Here is an 18,952-nt window from a genome sequence, read left to right on the forward strand (position 1 = left end):
CGGAACAGAACAGTGCTGCAGACCACAGATCCCGTCGTGAAAGCTGACGACTCCGTGATCGAGGGTCTGGACTATTGGCGCACGCTCCCGATCAAGCAGCAGCCGACCTGGCCCGACCCGGAGGCCGCGGCCGCGGCGTCGGCCGAGATCGCGACGCTGCCTCCGCTGGTGTTCGCCGGCGAGGTGGACCAGCTGCGCTCGCGACTCGCGCGTGCGGCGCAGGGCGACGCGTTCCTGCTGCAGGGCGGCGACTGCGCAGAGACTTTCGCCGGGGCGACCGCCGACCAGATCCGCAACCGGGTCAAGACGATCCTGCAGATGGCTGTCGTGCTCACCTACGGCGCGTCGGTGCCGGTCATCAAGATGGGCCGCATGGCCGGGCAGTTCGCCAAGCCGCGCTCCAGCGACACCGAGACCCGCGGCGACGTGACGCTGCCCGCCTACCGTGGCGACATCGTCAACGGCTACGACTTCACGCCGGAGTCGCGCGCCGCCGATCCGCGCCGGCTCGTCCAGGGCTACCACACGGCGGCCTCCACGCTGAATCTCATCCGCGCATTCACACAGGGTGGGTTCGCCGACCTTCGCGAGGTGCACAGCTGGAACAAGGGCTTCGCGGCCAACCCGGCCAACCAGCGCTACGAGGGCCTCGCCCGCGAGATCGACCGCGCCATCAAGTTCATGGAGGCCGCGGGAGCGGACTTCGACGAGCTCACGCGGGTGGAGTTCTACTCCAGCCACGAGGCGCTGCTCATGGACTACGAGCGCCCGATGACGCGCATCGACTCGCGCACCGGCACGCCGTACAACACGTCGGCCCACTTCGTCTGGATCGGCGAGCGCACCCGCGACCTCGACGGCGCGCACGTCGACTTCCTGTCGCGGGTCCGCAATCCGATCGGCGTCAAGCTGGGCCCGACGACGACGGCCGACGACATGCGCCGGCTCATCGACGCGCTCGACCCTGAGCGCGAGCCCGGCCGGCTGACGTTCATCACCCGTATGGGCGCCGGCAAGATCCGGGACGCGCTGCCGCCGCTGCTGGAGGCCGTGAAGCGCTCGGACGCGAACCCGCTCTGGGTGACCGACCCGATGCACGGAAACGGGCTCACCACACCGAACGGCTACAAGACGCGTCGGTTCGACGACGTCGTGGACGAGGTGAAGGGCTTCTTCGAGGCGCACCGCGCGGCGGGCACGCACCCCGGCGGCATCCACGTCGAGCTCACGGGTGACGACGTCACCGAGTGCCTGGGCGGCTCGGAGCACATCGACGAGGCGACGCTGGCGACGCGCTACGAGTCGCTCTGCGACCCGCGCCTGAACCACATGCAGTCGCTGGAGCTCGCCTTCCTCGTGGCCGAGGAGCTCAGCCAGGGCTGACCCGTCACGAACGACTGCTGAAGGGCACGTCGTTGTCGCATCTCACGCCGAGAAGTGACGACGACGTGCCCTTCGAGGTTTTGAGTACTCAGCCAAAGAGAGGCTTGAACGTAACTTTGATTTTGGTGCCCTTCGCAACCGCTGTCGTCGCGGCCGGGTCGGTGCTTGCAACCACTGCGAGAGACGGCACGACATCTGCGTTCGGGTCGTAGTCGAGCTTGAAGCCGGCGTTCTGTAGGGCCTTCTTCGCTTCGACCCAGGTCTGGCCGACGACATCGGGCACCGGCACCGGTTCGGGGCCCTTGGAGGTCTCGAGCGCCAGCGTGTCGCCCGGCCGTACCGGCCCGTCCTTCTGCGGCTGTGCCGAGATCACGTCGCCCTTGTCGACCGTGTCGCTGTAGCTCTGCGGGCCAGCGGTGCCTTGGAGACCGACCTTCTGCAGCGCCGCCGTGGCCGAGCTCACCGACATGCCGGCGACGTCGGGGATGGGACCGACCGACACGACGAGGTTCACCGTCGCCGCGTCGAAGTAGCCGCCGCCTCCGGAGATGTCGCTGCCGTCGGACGCGCGGGTCGCCGAGATGACGGTGTTCGCCGGCACCTTGCTGTCGAACTGCTGGACGGTGTCGCCCACCTTGGCGCCGACGCCCGTGATCGCGGCTTTGGCCGCGTCGAGCGACGTGCCGGCCAGCGCCGGGATCGTCACGGGCTTGGGCCCCTGGGAGATGCGCAGCGTGACGGTGCTGCCCCGGCCCGCGGCCGAGCCGGCTTTCGGATCGGTGCTGGACACCTGACCTGCGGGGACCGTGACGCTGTACTCCTGCGCCTGCGCCGTCTTGAAACCGAGGTTCGTGAGCGTGGCGGTCGCCGCGGCGGGGGCCTGCGAGACGAGGTTCGGCACGGTGACCAGCGATCCGGGGCCAGAGCCGAAGTACCAGCCCGTCCCTCCGGCGACCGCCGCGAGCACCAGGACGAGGGCGAAGAGCCACCAGCCCTTGCCGCGGCGGCGACGCGCGGCATGGGTCAGGGTGTCCGTCGCGGTGGGCGTCGTCGAGGCGACCTGCTGGCGGATGGCCGGGTTGATGATCTGGGTGTCCCCGTCGTTCACAGCGAAGGCCGGAGGCAGCACCATGGTGGGCTGCATCACGGCGTCGCCGCGGATGGACTTCTCGGCCTCGATCAAGCGGTCCAGCATCTCGCGGGCGTCGGAGGGCCTCCGGTCCGGGTCCTTCTCGGTGGCCCACAGGACGAGTTCGTCGAGCTCCGGAGGCACGGCCGGGTTGACGCTGCTCGGAGCGGGCACCGGGTCGTTGGCGTGCTGGTAGGCGATCTGCATCGGCTGCTCGCCGTGGAACGGCTGCGTGCCGGTGAGCATCTCGTACATCATGATGCCGAGCGCGTAGATGTCGCTGCGCGCGTCGGCGACGCCGCGGGTCACGAGCTCGGGGGAGAGGTAGGCGATGGTGCCGAGGAGTGCCTGACCGGTCGCCGTGTTCGCGCTCGCGGCGCGTGCCAGGCCGAAGTCGCCGATCTTGATTCGGCCGTCGTCGGCCAGCAGCACGTTCTCGGGCTTGAGGTCGCGGTGGACGATGCCGGCCTTGTGGGCGGCGGCGAGGCCGCTGAGCACGGCCTCCATGATGTCGATGGTCTGCTCGGGGGTGAGCTTGCCGTAGTCCTTGAGAAGGTCGCGCAGCGTGATGCCCGGGAGGTACTCCATGACCAGGTAGGCCATGTCGGAGTCCTGGCCCTGGTCGAACACGTTGACCACGTTGGGGTGCGCCAGTCGCGCGGCCGAGCGCGCCTCCTGCACGAACCGGCTCTTGAACGTGTTGTCGTCGGCGAGGTGGCCGTGCATGATCTTGATCGCGACCCGGCGCTCGAGGCGCAGATCGGTGGCGAGGTAGACCGTGGCCATGCCGCCTCGGGCGATCCGCGAGCGCACCTGATAGCGGCCGTCGATCAGACGTCCGATCATCGGGTCGGTTTGGCTCGTGGTCACAGATCGAGTCTAGGGAACGGCGGGTGCGTGAACTCTGCAAAACACCGGTGTGCTGCGGGGCTGTGACCCTGCTGTGACCTTCGGCTCAACCGAGTTGGGCGAGCCATGCGCGAGCCGAGGCCTCCCACTTCGCATACGCGTCGGGGAATGCGGAGATCTGGACGGCCTGTGCGGCCTGGGTGACGCTCATCGCCGGCCAGTTGGGGATGTCGAGGAGCCCGCGCGTCCGTCCCTTGTTGGGGTTGTTCGCGCCGCCGTAGAACGCGAGCGTCGCGCGGGTCGGATCGAGCACCTGGTCCGGGGTGCCCCAGCCGGTGCTCGGCCGCTGCTGGAACAGCCCGAGCGAGTCGCGGTCGCCGTACCGGACGTTGCGCAGGCCGGACTCCTGGGCCGCGGCCGCGAGCGCGACGACGATGCCCTGGGCGGGCACGCCCTCCCGCTTTCCGATCCGCACGATCAGGGAGGCGTTGGCCCGCATCTCGTCGGTGAGCGCCACCACCTGCCCCGGCTGGATGGCGGGTGCGGGAGCGGGCGCCGGCGCCGTGACGACGGGCGCAGGAGCGGCGACCGGCTTCGGCGTGACGACCGCCGCGGTCGCGACGCCGGGGATGGCGATGCGCTGACCGGGGAAGATGACGCTCGCGCCGGTGAGCCCGTTGGCGCTGAGGACGGCCGCTGTGTGCAGGCCGAACTTGGCGGCGATCCCGCTGATCGTGTCGCCGCGCACGACCGTGTACGAGGTCGCAGACGGCGCGTGGGCCGGGGCCGGAGTCGGGGCGGGCACAGGCGCAGGCGCCGGTGCCGCCGCGCCGCCGAGGGCGAGGATCTGCCCCGGGAAGATGAGGCTCTTCCAGCTGAGCCCGTTGAGCGCGAGGACGGCCGCGGTCGAGAGGCCGAAGCGCGAGGCGATGGTGGAGACCGTGTCACCGGTCTGCACGCGGTAGCTCGCGGGCGCCGCGGCGGTGTCGGTCTGGGCGGGGGAGGCCGCTGTCGCGGTCTGGCCGAACGAGCCGGTGATCCTGATCTGCGGCCCGGTGGCGTCGCTCTTCTCGGGCGCGCGTTCGCGTTCGGCCTCGGCGGCCGCGTGCGCGGGGGTCAACAGGTTGAGGGTGACGGCGATGGAGCCGGCGACGGCGATCGGGACGGTGCCCAGCATGCCGCGCGCTCGGCCATGCGGCCGTCGCGGACGCTTCGTGCTCTCGATCGCAGACATGGTCGACCCCCTTGTGAGTGACAAAGCCGTTCCCCACGCTGACACACCTTGAGTAAGGAGTCAACCAGTGTGACGGATGTGACATCAGTTAATATGACCGTAACATTCGTCCCGACTCGTGCTCGCCGCGCGGTCGTGGCACGCTTGTCCTTGTGAACGAGCAGGTCCAGGCCACCGAGTGGCTCACCATCCCCGACCTTGTGGAGCAGCTGGGACTCGGTGTCAGCCGGGTGCGCCGCCTCATCGAAGACCGTCATCTCGCGGCGAAGCGCGTCGACGGCGTGCTCAAAGTGCCGGCCGTCTTCCTCCGCGACGGCGAGCCCCTCAGCGAGCTCCATGGCACGCTGATCGTCCTCGCGGACAACGGCTTCGACGACGAGGAGGCCGTCGACTGGCTCCTGTCCGACGACGAGAGCCTCGGCACCGCGCCCATCGAGGCGCTGCGCGCCGGTCGCAAGGCCGAGGTGCGGAGGGTCGCCCAGGCGCTGGCCTGAGCCACCACCTTCGCGAGCGGCCGGTTCAGCGCGCCCGGCTCAGTAGGTGCGTCGCGTGACCGTCACTGCGAGGTCGCGCAGCTGCGCGCGCGCCGCGGCGCCCAGCGGCGCGCCGTCGAGCGCCTCGATCGCGCGGTCGACGTTCTCGGCGATCATCCGCTCCACCTTCTCGACGGCGCCGGACTCGCGGATGGTCATCTGCAGGGTCTCGATCTGCTGCGGCGTGAGGTCCGGGTCGCCGAGCAGCTCGTCGAGGGTCGCACGCGCCCCCGCGGGGACCGCCTGCCGGGTGAGGGCGATCAGCACCGTGCGCTTGCCCTCGCGCAGATCGTCCCCGCTCGGCTTGCCGGTGACATCCGCGTCGCCGAAGACGCCGAGGAGGTCGTCGCGCAGCTGGTAGGCGATGCCGAGCGGGAGGCCGAAACGGCGGAGGGCGTCGAGCTGCCCGACGGTCGCGCCCGCGAGACTGGCGCCGATCAGCAGGGGTGACTCGATGGAGTATTTCGCTGACTTGTAGACGATGACGCGCTCCGCGCGGGCGAGCTGGTCCGCATCGGGCCTGCCCGCCCAGCCGATCTCCTCGAAGATGTCGAGGTACTGGCCGGCCGTGACGTCCAGTCGCATCCGGTTGAACTCGGCGCGGGCCGACCGGCGGGCGGAGGCGCTCACCGTCTGGGTGAGTCCTTCGTCGAAGAGCTCGTCGCTGAGGATGAGGAGGTAGTCGCCCAGCAGCGTCGCGGCGCCCGTGCCGAACGAGGCGCCGGAGCCCTGCCAGCCCTCCTGCTCGTGCAGGTGCTCGAAGCGCCGGTGGGCCGACGGTTTCCCGCGACGCGTGTCGGAGTTGTCGATGAGGTCGTCGTGCACGAGCGCAGCCGCGTGGAACAGCTCGAGGGCCGAGGCGACGGAGACGACACCGTCGAGCGGACCGCCCGCCGTGACCGGCCCGCTGGCGGCCTCCTCACCGGTGGTGCGCACCGCCTGCCAGCCCCAGAAGCAGAAGAGCGCACGGAAGCGCTTGCCGCCGCTGAGAAAATCCCTCGAAAAAGCCGCGATCGGGGAGAGTTCATCGGCGATGGAGACGAGAATGGATGCACGCGCATCGAAGAATCCATCGATTCTTGACTGGATGAGGTCGACGAATCGGATGCTTTCGGACACACGTATAGCCTAGTCAGAGTGGTGCGGCTACAATCAGCCACACAACGCCTAGAACCCGCAAGAAAGAGGGGGATCCGGATGCCGCTTTCAGAACATGAGCAGCGCCTCCTCGAAGAGATGGAACGCAGTCTCTACCAGAACGACGCAGACTTCGTCGCCAAGGTGGGAGGCAAGCGGGCACGACCTGCATATCGCTCGATCGTCCTCGGCGTCCTCGTCGCCGTCGTCGGCGTCGCCGTGCTGGTGACCGGCGTGTTCGTGCAGCTGCCGATCGTCGGAATCCTCGGTTTCGTCGTGATGTTCGGTGGTGTGCTGCTGGCCATCGCCCCGGGCAAACGCGTCGCGATCGATCCTGACGCCGCCGCGGCGGGCAAGTCGGGCAAGCCGACGCGCGGGCAGCCCGGCTTCATGGATCGCATGAACGACCGCTGGGACAAGCGGCAGGACGGGCAGAGCTAGCCCCTCCACCGCACTCCACAGCGCACCCTTTCTCAGGGCCGATCTTCGGATCGGCCCTTTTTCGTGCCTTCGAAGCTCCCTCGGCACTCCAGCCCGCTCCATTTCCCTCCACCGCCTTCTGCCGCGGATTCACGGGCTTTTAACACCCCTAAACGGGGCAAAACAGCCGATTGGGCTGATTTTGTGGTTGGAAGTGGAGTAAAGTGGAGGCGTACCGCGACCGTGGCCGGGAGAGTGGGGGTGGGACCGATGTTCCTCGGCACCTATGCCCCCAAGCTGGACGAGAAAGGGCGGATCATCCTGCCGGCCAAGTTCCGGGATGAGCTCGCATCCGGCCTCGTCCTGACCCGCGGTCAGGAGCACTGCGTCTACGTCTTCTCGCAGCGGGAGTTCGAGTCCCTGCACGAGAAGATCCGGCAGGCGCCGGTGACCAGCAAGCAGGCCAGGGACTACCTGCGCGTGTTCCTCTCGGGGGCGAGCGCAGAGGTTCCTGACAAGCAGAACCGGGTCACCATCCCGACACCGCTGCGGTCGTACGCCGGCCTCGACAGAGACCTGGTCGTGATCGGCGCGGGCAGCCGCGCCGAGATATGGGATGCCGAGGCATGGGAGACCTACCTCGCCGAGCAGGAGGCAGCATTCGCGAACACGGAAGAGGAGGTGATCCCGGGACTGTTCTAGCGCCTGGCGTCGGACTCCCAGCCATACGCCCTGACACCACTTCCCCGGTGGCAGGTCGGAATGGATGGGGATCCGGATCCAGGGGCACGATCCTCCCGGTGCGGACATGACGGACGACATCCACACCCCCGTTCTCCTGGAACGCTGCATCGAGCTCCTCGGGCCCGCGCTCGCGAAGCCGGGCGCGATCTTCGTGGACGCCACCCTCGGCATGGGAGGCCACTCCGCCGGCGTGCTGGAGCGCTTCCCCGATGCCGTGCTCGTCGGCCTCGACCGCGATCCCGAGGCGCTCGCCATCGCGGGAGCACGGCTGGAGCGCTTCGGCGACCGCGTGCACCTGGTGCACACGGTGTACGACGGCATCCTGGAGGCCCTCGACGGCCTCGGGATCGACCGGATCGACGGCGTGCTCTTCGACCTGGGCGTCTCGTCCCTGCAGCTCGACCGCGTCGAGCGCGGCTTCTCCTACTCGAAGGACGCACCGCTCGACATGCGGATGGACGGCACGAGCGAGCTGACCGCCGAGGTGGTGCTGGCGACGTATTCCGAGGCCGACCTGCGGCGCATCTTCCGCGACTACGGCGAGGAGAAGCTGGCGGCGCGGTACGCGCGGCGCATCGTCGAGGAGCGGCAGTCGGCTCCGATCGTGCGCTCCGGCCAGCTGGTGGACATCCTGCAGAAGGCGACGCCCGCCGCGGTGCAGCGGCAGGGCCACCCGGCCAAGCGCGTGTTCCAGGCGCTGCGCATCGAGGTGAACCAGGAGCTGGCGGTGCTGGAGCGTGCGATCCCGGCCGCGATCGACGCGCTCGAGGTGGGCGGCCGCATCGTCGTGGAGTCGTACCAGTCGCTGGAGGACCGCATCGTCAAGCGCGAGCTCCAGACCCGGTCGCGCTCCAGCGCACCTGCCGGGCTCCCGGTCGAGCTGCCGGAGCATCAGCCGGAGCTGAAGCTCCTGATCCGCGGGGCCGAGCTCGCCGACGATGACGAGAAGGCCCGCAATCCGAGAGCGACACCCGTGCGTCTGCGCGCGGCCGAACGAGTGAGGAGGGGCTCGTGAGCAGCAACACCCTGGGGGTGGGCGTCCGTCGGCGTCCGACCATGAGCTGGCACGTGCCGGCCTCCACCGCCGCGACAGCGCCCCTGCTGGAGGAGCCGGCACTCGATCGGCCGCAGCGGCCGGAACGGCCGGAACGCGAGCGCCGCACGCACCTCGAGGTCGTCTCCACCCGCAGTCAGCGCAGGGCCCGTCCCCGCACGCTGTACGCGATCACGGCCGTCTCGGCTCTGCTCGTGATCGTGGTGGCCCAGCTGCTCCTCAGCATCGGCGTGTCGCAGGGCGCGTACCAGCTGAGCTCCCTGCAGACCACGCAGACGGAGCTGCAGCGCAGCTACCAAGCCGCCTCGGAGGACCTCAACCGGCTGACATCGCCGCAGAACCTGGCCGCGAACGCGAACGCGCTCGGCATGGTCAGCAACAGCAACCCCGCCTACCTGCGGCTCTCCGACGGCGCGGTCCTCGGCGCGCCCGTCGCGGCGAACGGCGCCGCGGGCACCGTGACCGGAGGCCAGGGCAACCTGGTGCCCAACTCGCAGCTGAACGGCGTCCCACTGGTCGCGGGACAGCCCGCGGCGACGCAAGCTGGGAGTTCCGCAAGCACGGGAGCGGCATCCACGACTCCGCCCAAGCCGTCCGTACCGTTGCAGGGAGCGTTGCCGACACCGGTGACGCACTGACACGGACACTGACGCGCTAGCCGACGGGACGGGCCTTCAATGCTCAACAGGAAGATGCTGCGGCGGAGGACGGCCCTGACCGTCGTCGCCGTCGCGGCGTTCGTCGCCATCCTCGGGGGCAAACTCGTCGACATCCAGGTGGTGAGGGCAGACGCCCTCCAACGGGCCTCGGTGAACGCCAAGGAGGACTCCAACGTCCTCTACGGCAACCGCGGCGACATCGTCGACGCGAGCGGCAAGATCCTCGCGACGACCATCTACACCTACACGGCGCAGGCGTCCCCGTCCGATGCGATCGCGGGAGGCCGCGACAAGATGGTGGAGGCCGCCGCGAAGATCGGCGCCATCACGGGTCAGGGCGGCGACGCGGTCGTCAAGCTGTTCGACGACGCGCTCAAGGCGAACGCCAAGTCGAAGTACGTGCTGATCAAGTCCGGCATGGACGTGACCGTCTTCGACAAGCTCGCCAAGCTCCCGTACCCCTGGCTGACCTTCAGCAAGACCCAAGCGCGCAGCTACCCGAACGGGGCGGTGGCCGGCAACCTGATCGGCTATGTCTCGCAAGCGGGCAACGGCGGCCTCGAGAACAGCGAGAACGGCTGTCTGGCGGGCGAGAACGGTGTGGAGACCTACCAGCGCGGCGCCGACGGCGTGGCCATCCCCGGCAGCACAGTCGTGCAGAGCAAGGCCAAGGACGGCGGGACGCTCGAGCTCACCGTCGACAGCGACCTCCAGTGGTTCGCCGAGCAGACTCTCGCGCAGCAGGTCGCCGCGACCGGGTCGAAGTTCGGCTACGTGACGGTGGTGGAGGCCAAGACCGGCAAGGTCAAGGCGGTCGCCCAATGGCCCGCGCTCGATCCGAACAACATCGACGCGACCGACCCGTCGTACTGGCGGCTCCAGACCCTCACCGACCCGCGTGAGCCCGGGTCGACCTTCAAGGCGCTCACCGCGGCGATGCTGATCGATCAGGGCAAGGCGAACCCGACCAGCCAGGTGCTCGCGCCCTACGAGTGGAAGTCCGGCAAGGGAGCGGACCTCCACGACTCCGGGTACCACGACCCGCTGCGGCTCACGCTGACGGGCGTGCTGATGATGTCGTCGAACACCGGGATGTCCCAGCTCGGCCAGCGCCTGTCCGATCAGACCCGCTACGACTACCTCAAGAAGTTCGGCATCGGGTCCGACACCGGCCTCCCGTACCCCGACGAGTCCTCCGGCCAGCTGAACCCGGTCAAGGATTGGGACGACCAGACCAAGTACGCGACGATGTTCGGCCAGGGCGTCTCGGCGACGCAGCTGCAGATGGTGAGCGCATACCAGGCGCTCGCCAACGGGGGCACCCGCATCCCGTTGACCATGGTCCAGGGCTGCAAGCAGGCCGACGGCACCGTGACCGACGTCCCGAAGCCCACGCCCGTGAGGGTGGTCTCGGCCGACGCCGCCAACACCACGCTCGGGATGATGGAGTCGGTGACCACCAAGGGCGAGCTCGCTAAGCAGCTGCAGATCCCCGGCTACCGCGTCGCCGCGAAGACCGGAACGGCCCAGCAGGCGGACGGCAAGGGAGGCTACCTGCCGTCGTACTACGTGTCGGTCATGGGCGTCGCGCCCGTGGACGACCCGCAGTACGTCGTTTCGGTCAACCTCGGGTTCCCGACTACCATTACTTCGTCGGCAGCCGCCGCTCCGCTGTTCCACACGATCATGAGTCAGGTGCTGAAGACCTACCGGGTGAAGCCTTCGACGTCGAGCCCGGCCGACTACCCGCCGTACTACTGAGAACGGCCGATTGAGCACTGCCCGTCTACTGAAAGTGAGCCCCGTGACAGGACCGGCGCCCTCCTCTTTGCGCCCCGAGCATCCCGTCGCCCGCCCGCTCGCCCAGCTGGTCGCGGAGTTCGGGCTGGACGTGCGGGGTGATCTCGACGCCGTCGAGGTCACCGGCGCCGCCCTCGCGAGCTCGGCGGTCGAGCCAGGCGATCTCTATGTCGGCGTTCCAGGCAAGAACGCGCACGGCGCGAGCTTCGCCGCGGCCGCCGCCGAGGCGGGAGCCGTCGCCGTGCTCACGGACGAGGCGGGCGCGCAGCTCGCCGCCCACTCCGGCCTCCCGGTCATCGTCACCTCCGACCCGCGCGCCGCCCTCGGCGCGGTCGCCGCGTGGATCTACCGCACCGACGAGAACGCGGCGACGCTGTTCGGCGTCACGGGCACGAACGGCAAGACGAGCGTCGTCTACCTGCTCTACGCGATCCTCGGCCAGCTCGGCGTCGTCGCCGGCCTGTCGTCGACGGCGGAGCGCCGGATCGGCGAGCACGCGATCACGAGCAAGCTCACCACCCCCGAGGCCAGCGAGCTGCACGCTCTGCTGGCTCGTATGCGCGAGGAGGGCGTCCGCGCCGTCGCGCTGGAGGTGTCCGCGCAGGCGCTGAGCCGGCACCGCGTCGACGGGATCGAGTTCGACGTCGTCGGCTTCACCAACCTCAGCCACGACCACCTCGACGACTACGCCGCGATGGACGACTACTTCGCCGCCAAGCTCGAGCTGTTCCAGCCCGACCGTGCCCGCCGCGGGGTCGTCACCGTGGATTCCGAGTGGGGTCGTGCTCTCGTCGAGCAGTCGCGCATCCAGGTCTCCACGCTGGCCAGCGTTCCCGGCGTCGACGCCGATTGGACGCTCACGGTCGTCGAGGAGACGCTCACCGAGACGGCGTTCGAGCTGGCGGGTCCCGACGGCCGCCGCCTCGAGACCCGGGTGCCGCTGCTCGGCGCCTACAACGCCGCGAACGCCGCGCTCGCGATCGTCATGCTCGTGGAGTCCGGGTACGATCTCGACGCCATCGGCGCCGCCCTCCACCGCGACGGCGGCATCGACGCGTACGTCCCCGGCCGCACCGAGCGCCTCTCCGGCGAGCACGGCCCTGTCGTCTTCATCGACTACGGCCACACACCTGACGCGTTCCAGGCGCTCCTCGACGCGCTGCGCCGGGTCACCGACGGGCGGATCGTCATGGTGTTCGGCGCCGACGGCGACCGCGACACGACCAAGCGCGCCGACATGGGCGCGATCGCTGCCCGCGGCGCCGACGCGGTCGTCATCACCGACTTCCACCCCCGCTCCGAGGACCCGGCCGTGATCCGCGCCGCCCTCCTCGACGGCGCCCGTGCCGCCGTTCCCGACGCGGAGCTCTACGAGATCGCCGACCCGCGCGCCGCCTTCCGCGCCGCCCTCGCCCTCGCCGGCGAAGGCGATGTGGTGCTCTACGCCGGCCCGGGCCACGAGGACTATCAGGAGGTCGCCGGCCAGCGCCTCCCGTACTCGGCCCGCGACGATGCGCGACTGGCGCTGCGAGAGGCCGGGTGGCTGTAGTGATCGCCCTCACTCTCGCCGAGATCGCCGCCGCGACCCGCGGCACTCTGCTGCTCGACGGCGCCCTGCTGCCCGACGGCACTGCTGCGACGCCCGAGACTCTGGTCGACGGCCTCTCCACCACCGACTCGCGGGAGGTCGTGCCCGGCACGATCTTCTTCGCCAAGCCGGGCGAGGTCACCGACGGCCACCTGTTCGCTCCCCAGGCCGTCGAGGCCGGCGCGGCGCTGCTCGTCGTCGACCATGCCCTCGACCTGCCGGTGCCGCAGCTGCTCGTGCCCGACACCGTGGTCGCTCTGGGCGACCTCGCCACCGAGGTCATCGCGCGCGTCCGCGCGCTCGGCACCCTGAAGATCGTCGGCGTCACCGGATCGAACGGCAAGACGACCACCAAGAACCTGCTGCGCGCGATCCTCGAGCAGCTCGGCCCGACCATCGCCCCTCGGGCCTCCTTCAACAACGAGGTCGGGGCCCCGGTCACGATGCTCGAGGTGACGGAGGAGACCCAGTACCTCGTCGCCGAGATGGGCGCGAGCGGGATCGGCGAGATCGCCCGGCTGGTGCGCATGGCGCGTCCCGACATCGGCATCGTCCTCAAGGTCGGCCTGGCTCACGCCGGCGAGTTCGGCGGCATCGAGAAGACGCTCGCGGCCAAGACCGAGATGGTCAGCGACCTGCTGGAGTCCGACGTCGCGGTGCTCAACCTCGACGACCCTCGCGTGGCCTCCATGGAGGACAAGACGGTCGCCCGGGTGGTGTGGTTCGGCCTCGACGAGCGCGCGGCCGTGCGGGCCACCGACGTGCGCTCGACGTCACGCGGGACGTCGTTCACCCTGCACCTGCCCGCCGTCGACGGCGGAGAGGGCGCAGGCGAGTCCCGCCCGGTGCAGTTCCAGGTGCTGGGCGAGCATCACGTGATGAACGCCCTGGCGGCGGCCGCCGCCGCACATACGCTCGGTGTCGACATCGACTCGATCGTGGCCGCGCTCGAGACCGTGCAGCGCGCTGAACGCTGGCGCATGGAGGTGCTCGGCGGCGCCCGCGGCGTCACCGTCATCAACGACGCATACAACGCCAGCCCGGACTCCATGGCCGCGGCCATCAAGACCCTCGCGCAGATCGCCGAGCCGGGGGAGCGGACCGTCGCGGTCCTCGGCGAGATGAGCGAGCTGGGCGAGTTCTCCGGTGAGGAGCACGACCGCATCGGACTCCTCGCGGTCCGCCTCGGGATCGACCAGCTGGTGATCGTCGGGCCGTCCGCCCGCCGCATGCACATCACCGCCATCAACGAGGGGTCGTGGGACGGCGAGTCGCTGTTCTTCGAGACCCAGGACGCGGCCTTCGACCACCTGTCCTCGACGCTGCGCGCCGGTGACACCGTGCTCGTCAAGTCGTCCAACTCCGCGGGGCTCCGGTTCCTCGGCGACCGACTGGGAGAATTCTTCTCGTGAGAGCCCTTCTGACCTCCGGCGCGCTGTCGATGGCGTTCACGCTGTTCCTCACTCCGCTTTTCATCCGGCTCTTCCGGCGCCTCCAGTGGGGCCAGTTCATCCGCGACGACGGGCCGCAGAGCCACCACGCCAAGCGTGGAACGGCGACCATGGGCGGCATCGTCGTCATCCTGGGCACGCTCTTCGGCTACTTCACAGCGCTCCTGCTCACCGGCGACGAGACCAGCGTGTCCGCGCTGCTGGTGCTGTTCCTCATGGTCGGCCTCGGCGTCGTCGGATTCGTGGACGACTTCCTCAAGACGCGCCGGGAGCGCAGCCTCGGGCTCACGGGCTGGGCCAAGGTCGCCGGCCAGGTCGTGGTCGCGACCGTGTGGGCGTTCCTCGCCATCCGGTTCCCCGACTCGCGCGGGTACACGCCGGCGACCATGAGCGTCTCGTTCATCCGGGACCTGCCCATCGACTTCGGCTCGATCACCAAGTTCGGCGTGATCGGTGTCCTCGTCGGATACGGGCTCTACCTGATCTGGATCAACTTCATCGTCGCAGCCACCTCCAACGGGGTTAACGTCACGGACGGCCTCGACGGTCTCGCGTCCGGCGCGAGCATCCTGGCGATCGGCGCGTACATCATCATCGGGTTCTGGCAGTCCATCCAGTCGTGCGCCAGCCCCACCCTAAACCCCGAGAACATCGCCAAGTGCTACGACGTGCGAGATCCGTTCGACCTCGCGATCGTCGCCACGGCGATCGTGGGAGCGGTGGTCGGCTTCCTCTGGTGGAACACGTCGCCCGCCCAGATCTTCCTCGGTGACACCGGTTCGCTCGCGCTCGGCGGCGCTGTTGCGGCCCTCGCGATCCTCAGCCGCACCGAGCTCCTGCTCGTGCTCATCGGAGGCCTGTTCGTCATCGAGGCCGGATCCGTCATCGTCCAGCGGGCCTACTTCAAGCTCACGCACGGCAAACGTATCTTCCTGATGAGTCCGATCCATCATCATTTCGAACTGAAGGGCTGGGCCGAGATCACGGTCGTCGTGCGCTTCTGGATCATCGGCGGCCTCCTCGTCGCCGCGGGCGTCGGCTCGTTCTACCTCGAGTGGCTCGCGACGTGACGTCGGTCAGCGAACGCCTGGAGGCCCTCACCAGCTGGCACCACCACTGGCGCGGGCTGCGGGTCGCCGTCTTCGGCCTCGGCGTCACGGGCTTCTCGGTGGCCGACACGCTGGCCGAGCTCGGGGCCGAGGTCCTCGTGGTGGCCTCCCGCGCCGACGCCGAGCGCGCGATGCTGCTGGAGGTCATCGGGGCGGAGCTGCTCGAAGAGCCCGACCTGAGCGCCCCACCTGGGCGGCTGGTCGAATTCGCGCCGGAGCTCATCGTCGTCTCTCCCGGATTCCACTGGGACCACCCGCTGCTGCTCTGGGCCGAGCAGGAGGGCGTCGCCGTCTGGGGCGACATCGAGCTGGCGTGGCGCCTCCGCGACAAGGTCACCGGCCCCGACGGAAGCCCCGCCGACTGGATCTGCGTCACGGGCACGAACGGCAAGACGACCACGGTGCAGCTCACGGCGACGATGCTGCTCGCCGGCGGTTCCCGCGTCGCCCCGTGCGGCAACATCGGCGTGCCGGTGCTCGACGCGATCCGCGATCCGCAGGGCTTCGACGTGCTCGTGGTCGAGCTGTCGAGCTATCAGCTGCACTGGGTGAACCGCAATCGCGGAGGCGAGCTCTCGCCCTACTCGGCGGCCTGCTTGAACATCGCGGACGACCACCTCGATTGGCACGGCTCGCTGGAGGCGTACATCGCCGCCAAGGCGAAGGTCTACGACAACGCCCAGGTCGCGTGCGTCTACAACCGCGCCGATCTCACGACGCGCCGGATGGTCGAGGAGGCGGACGTCGTCGAGGGCGCCCGCGCCATCGGCTTCGGTCTCGACGTGCCCGGCCCGAGCGACTTCGGCATCGTCGACGGCATCCTGTGCGACCGCGCCTTTCTGGAGGACCGCCGCAACAGCGCCATCGAGCTCACCACGCTCGACGAGCTGGCGGAGGCCGGGCTGGCCGCGCCGCACGTCGTGGCGAACATCCTCGCCGCCAGCGCCCTCGCGCGCTCCTACGGCGTCGAGCCGCAGGTCGTCCGCGATGTGCTCACGGCGTTCCGGCTCGACTCCCACCGAATCGAGCTGGTCCGCGTGGAGGCGGGTGTCAGCTGGGTGGACGATTCCAAGGCCACCAACCCGCACGCGGCGGACGCCTCTCTTCGTGCGTATCCCTCCGTCGTCTGGGTCGTCGGCGGCCTCCTCAAGGGTGTCGATGTCGAGCAGCTCGTGGCGGCGCACGCCGACCGGCTCCGTGGCGCCGTCCTGATCGGTACGGACCGTTCCGCACTGCTCGCGGCATTCGAGCGACACGCCCCCGGGCTGCCGGTGCTGGAGGTGGACGCCGACGAGACTGAAGGTGTCATGCCGACGGCGGTGCGGCTGGCCGGCGGTCTCGCCCGCGAGGGCGACACCGTACTGCTCGCGCCGGCGGCGGCGTCGATGGACCAGTTCGCCGACTACGCAGAACGTGGTCGCCTCTTCCAGGCGGCCGTCAACGAGTTTTTTGGAGGTGGGGCGGATGACGACGACTCCGCCTCGGCTCCGCCCGGCGCCTGACGGCTCCGACTCCGAACGCGAGCCCGAGTCGCGGATCGGCGCCCTGACGGCGCGGATCTCGCTGGGCCGCGCCATGAACAGCGAGTCCTCCGACTACTTCCTCCTGCTCGGCATCACCCTGTTCATGGTGGTCTTCGGGCTCGTGATGGTGCTGTCGTCCTCGTCGGTCGAGTCGCACAACGACACCGACAACTTCTTCTCGCGGTTCTGGTCGCAAGGGGCGTACACCCTCGTCGGCCTCCCGCTGATGTTCATCGTCTCGCGCATCCCGATGACGTTCTGGAAGCGCTCGATCTGGTTCATCCTCGGCGCCGCGTGCTTCCTGCAGCTGCTGGTGCTGGTCACGCCCCTCGGCGTCGAGATCGGCGGCAACCGCAACTGGATCCGCGTCGGCGGGTTCGTGGGGCAGCCGTCGGAGGCCATCAAGCTCGCACTGGTCGTCTGGCTCGGGGTCGTGCTGGCCCGCAAGCAGGATCTCATCGACGACTGGCGGCACGTGGCGCTGCCGATCCTGCCGATCGCGGGAGGCGCCATCGGCCTGGTCGTCCTCGGCGGAGACCTCGGCACGACGGTCGTCATGGCCGCGTTCGTGCTCGGTGGACTGTTCTTCGCCGGTGTGCGGGTCCGTTACCTGTTCGCCGGGCTGGCCGGGGTCGCGGTCGTCGCGGTGTTCGTCGCGATGTCCAGCGCCAGCCGGATGGGACGCATCGCCGCGCTCTTCGGCGGCGCGAGCGCCGCGAATCCGGACGTCAACTGGCAGATCGACAACGGCTTCTACGCGCTCGCCTCCGGGGGCGTGTTCGGCGTGGGCCTCGGCAACTCGCACTCCAAATGGTCGTGGCTGCCCGCGGCCGACACCGACTTCATCTTCGCGATCATCGGGGAGGAGCTCGGCCTCATCGGGGCGGTGGTCGTGCTCCTGCTGTTCGTGATGCTCGCCATCGTCTTCCTGCGCATCATCCACTCCTCGACCGACCCGTTCCCGCGCGTCACGACCGCGGCGATCATGGTGTGGCTCATCTTCCAGGCGTTCGTGAACATCGCCGTCGTGCTCGGCGTCATCCCGGTGCTCGGGGTCCCGCTCCCACTGATCTCTGCGGGAGGGACTGCGATGATCAGTTCCATGATCGCAATCGGCATCGTGCTGTCCTTCGCCCGCCAGAACTCCCGCGACGCCCGTCGTGCCAAGGGATCCGCCGTCCGTTCGGGGTCCGCCGCGTGAGCCGGTACCTCCTCGCCGGCGGAGGAACCGCCGGCCATGTGAACCCCCTGCTCGCCGTCGGCGATCGGCTGCGCCGCGACGACCCGTCGGCGGAGGTCGTCGTGCTGGGCACGAAGGAGGGGCTGGAGTCGCGGCTGGTTCCGGCCCGCGGCTACGAGCTCGCGACCATCCCCAAGCTCCCGTTCCCGCGTCGCCCGAACGGTGCGGCACTGCGGTTCCCCGGCGAGTACCGCCGGGCGGTGCGCTCGGTGACCGACCTGATCCGCGATCGCGGCATCGACGTCGTGGTCGGTTTCGGAGGCTACGCCGCCGCCCCCGCGTACTCGGCCGCGCGCAGCGCGAAAGTTCCGTACGCCCTCCACGAGGCCAACGCGCGACCGGGGCTGGCGAACCGCCTCGGTGCACGCTCGACGCCCTGGGTGGGCGTCGCCTTCGACGGCACGCGACTCCCGCACGCCCGCTTCGTGGGGATGCCGCTTCGACCGGAGATCGAGGAGCTCGACCGTGCTGCAGCACGTCCCGTCGCACTCGACGAGTTCGGGCTGGTCGACGACCGCCCGACCCTCCTGGTCACCGGCGGCTCGCTCGGCGCCCGGCGCCTCAACGGGACCATCGCCGATCGTGCAGCCGCCCTGACGGCCGCCGGGTGGCAGGTGCTGCACATCCAGGGTGGCCGCGGCGAGCTGAGCGATCCGGGCATCGAGCACTACCGCCTCCTCGACTACTGCGACCGCATGGACCTCGCCTTCGCGCTGACCGACTTCGCCGTGGCGCGGGCGGGAGCGGCGACCGTGTGCGAGTTCGCCGCCCTCGGCATTCCCGCGGTGTACGTGCCGTTCCCGATCGGCAACGGCGAGCAGCGCTTCAACGCGGCCGGCGTCGTGGAGGCCGGAGGCGGAATCCTGGTCGACGACGCGGAGTTCCTCCCGTCGTGGGTCGACGGGCGCCTGCTTCCGCTGCTGGCGGATCGGCCGGCGGTCGACGAGATGGCCCGACGGGCCGCGACCACGGGCGTGCGCGACGGCTCGGACCGGATGGTCGGTCTGATCCGGAGTGCGCTGCGCTAATCGGAGTGCGCTGCGCTAATCGGAGTGCGCTGCGCTAATCGGAGTGCCCTGGCCGAATCCTGAGGTTCGCC

The 18,952-nt window shown here is 69.7% G+C and carries 16 protein-coding genes; 13 read left to right on the forward strand and 3 right to left on the reverse strand.

The features are described from left to right. Positions 1 to 54 precede the first annotated feature (54 nt). A complete protein-coding gene (locus ASF88_RS06200; protein ID WP_157498278.1) occupies positions 55 to 1,383 on the forward strand; it encodes a class II 3-deoxy-7-phosphoheptulonate synthase in 1,329 nt (442 codons plus the stop codon). A gap of 88 nt (positions 1,384 to 1,471) precedes the next feature. Here the strand turns inward: ASF88_RS06200 and pknB are convergent, their stop codons facing one another. Together pknB and ASF88_RS06210 are read right to left on the reverse strand one after the other, a co-directional pair. Further along, positions 1,472 to 3,382, reverse strand: coding sequence for a Stk1 family PASTA domain-containing Ser/Thr kinase (gene pknB, locus ASF88_RS06205; RefSeq protein ID WP_055915570.1), 1,911 nt, complete (start codon positions 3,380 to 3,382; stop codon positions 1,472 to 1,474). 85 nt (positions 3,383 to 3,467) lie between these two features. Further along, positions 3,468 to 4,595 carry a LysM peptidoglycan-binding domain-containing protein gene (locus ASF88_RS06210; RefSeq protein ID WP_055915572.1) on the reverse strand — a complete coding sequence of 376 codons (1,128 nt, stop codon included), beginning with the start codon at positions 4,593 to 4,595 and terminating at the stop codon, positions 3,468 to 3,470. A gap of 152 nt (positions 4,596 to 4,747) precedes the next feature. On the opposite strand from ASF88_RS06210, the gene ASF88_RS06215 reads away from it, so the two are divergent. Then, positions 4,748 to 5,089 carry an Rv2175c family DNA-binding protein gene (locus ASF88_RS06215; RefSeq protein WP_055915574.1) on the forward strand — a complete coding sequence of 114 codons (342 nt, stop codon included), beginning with the start codon at positions 4,748 to 4,750 and terminating at the stop codon, positions 5,087 to 5,089. Between the two features lie 39 nt (positions 5,090 to 5,128). On the opposite strand, the gene ASF88_RS06220 is transcribed toward ASF88_RS06215, so the two are convergent. After that, entirely contained in the window at positions 5,129 to 6,247 is a 1,119-nt protein-coding gene (locus tag ASF88_RS06220) for a polyprenyl synthetase family protein (RefSeq protein WP_055915576.1), read from the reverse strand. Between the two features lie 78 nt (positions 6,248 to 6,325). Here ASF88_RS06220 and ASF88_RS06225 point away from each other — a divergent pair, with 78 nt between their 5' ends. From ASF88_RS06225 to ASF88_RS06275, 11 genes are all read left to right on the forward strand, one after another. Further along, entirely contained in the window at positions 6,326 to 6,706 is a 381-nt protein-coding gene (locus ASF88_RS06225; protein WP_055915578.1) for a DUF3040 domain-containing protein, read from the forward strand. Between the two features lie 249 nt (positions 6,707 to 6,955). Next, positions 6,956 to 7,387 (forward strand): division/cell wall cluster transcriptional repressor MraZ, encoded by a 432-nt coding sequence (gene mraZ / locus ASF88_RS06230; protein WP_055916780.1) that lies wholly within the window; start codon positions 6,956 to 6,958, stop codon positions 7,385 to 7,387. Between the two features lie 106 nt (positions 7,388 to 7,493). Then, entirely contained in the window at positions 7,494 to 8,444 is a 951-nt protein-coding gene (rsmH, locus tag ASF88_RS06235; RefSeq protein WP_200935236.1) for a 16S rRNA (cytosine(1402)-N(4))-methyltransferase RsmH, read from the forward strand. Then, complete coding sequence (locus ASF88_RS06240; RefSeq protein WP_235493303.1) at positions 8,441 to 9,121, forward strand: hypothetical protein; 681 nt, start codon at positions 8,441 to 8,443, stop codon at positions 9,119 to 9,121. Before rsmH ends, ASF88_RS06240 begins: the two co-directional genes overlap by 4 nt. 39 nt (positions 9,122 to 9,160) lie before the next feature. Next, positions 9,161 to 10,903 carry a peptidoglycan D,D-transpeptidase FtsI family protein gene (locus ASF88_RS06245; RefSeq protein ID WP_055915582.1) on the forward strand — a complete coding sequence of 581 codons (1,743 nt, stop codon included), beginning with the start codon at positions 9,161 to 9,163 and terminating at the stop codon, positions 10,901 to 10,903. 43 nt (positions 10,904 to 10,946) lie between these two features. Beyond that, positions 10,947 to 12,491, forward strand: a complete 1,545-nt coding sequence (locus ASF88_RS06250; RefSeq protein WP_055915584.1) for a Mur ligase family protein — start codon at positions 10,947 to 10,949, stop codon at positions 12,489 to 12,491. Next, complete coding sequence (locus ASF88_RS06255; RefSeq protein ID WP_055915586.1) at positions 12,491 to 13,942, forward strand: UDP-N-acetylmuramoyl-tripeptide--D-alanyl-D-alanine ligase; 1,452 nt, start codon at positions 12,491 to 12,493, stop codon at positions 13,940 to 13,942. The genes ASF88_RS06250 and ASF88_RS06255 overlap by 1 nt, the downstream gene beginning before the upstream one ends. After that, entirely contained in the window at positions 13,939 to 15,051 is a 1,113-nt protein-coding gene (mraY, locus tag ASF88_RS06260) for a phospho-N-acetylmuramoyl-pentapeptide-transferase (protein ID WP_055915589.1), read from the forward strand. The genes ASF88_RS06255 and mraY overlap by 4 nt, the downstream gene beginning before the upstream one ends. Continuing rightward, complete coding sequence (murD, locus tag ASF88_RS06265) at positions 15,048 to 16,592, forward strand: UDP-N-acetylmuramoyl-L-alanine--D-glutamate ligase (protein WP_157498249.1); 1,545 nt, start codon at positions 15,048 to 15,050, stop codon at positions 16,590 to 16,592. The genes mraY and murD overlap by 4 nt, the downstream gene beginning before the upstream one ends. After that, the gene (ftsW, locus tag ASF88_RS06270; RefSeq protein WP_055915594.1) at positions 16,555 to 17,814 is read left to right on the forward strand and encodes a putative lipid II flippase FtsW; all 1,260 of its coding nucleotides are present in this window, start codon (positions 16,555 to 16,557) and stop codon (positions 17,812 to 17,814) included. Before murD ends, ftsW begins: the two co-directional genes overlap by 38 nt. Further along, positions 17,811 to 18,881, forward strand: coding sequence for a UDP-N-acetylglucosamine--N-acetylmuramyl-(pentapeptide) pyrophosphoryl-undecaprenol N-acetylglucosamine transferase (locus ASF88_RS06275; protein ID WP_055915596.1), 1,071 nt, complete (start codon positions 17,811 to 17,813; stop codon positions 18,879 to 18,881). The genes ftsW and ASF88_RS06275 overlap by 4 nt, the downstream gene beginning before the upstream one ends. The last annotated feature ends 71 nt before the right edge of the window (positions 18,882 to 18,952 follow it).

The organism is Leifsonia sp. Leaf336, from assembly GCF_001423695.1.
Classification (GTDB): domain Bacteria; phylum Actinomycetota; class Actinomycetes; order Actinomycetales; family Microbacteriaceae; genus Leifsonia.

Coding starts and splice junctions, on each gene's coding strand:
- ftsW (WP_055915594.1), top strand. CDS start 16,555: ATGACGACGACTCCGCCTCGGCTCCGCCCGGCGCCTGACGGCTCCGAC.
- ASF88_RS06210 (WP_055915572.1), bottom strand. CDS start 4,595: ATGTCTGCGATCGAGAGCACGAAGCGTCCGCGACGGCCGCATGGCCGA.
- rsmH (WP_200935236.1), top strand. CDS start 7,494: ATGACGGACGACATCCACACCCCCGTTCTCCTGGAACGCTGCATCGAG.
- ASF88_RS06245 (WP_055915582.1), top strand. CDS start 9,161: ATGCTCAACAGGAAGATGCTGCGGCGGAGGACGGCCCTGACCGTCGTC.
- ASF88_RS06225 (WP_055915578.1), top strand. CDS start 6,326: ATGCCGCTTTCAGAACATGAGCAGCGCCTCCTCGAAGAGATGGAACGC.
- mraZ (WP_055916780.1), top strand. CDS start 6,956: ATGTTCCTCGGCACCTATGCCCCCAAGCTGGACGAGAAAGGGCGGATC.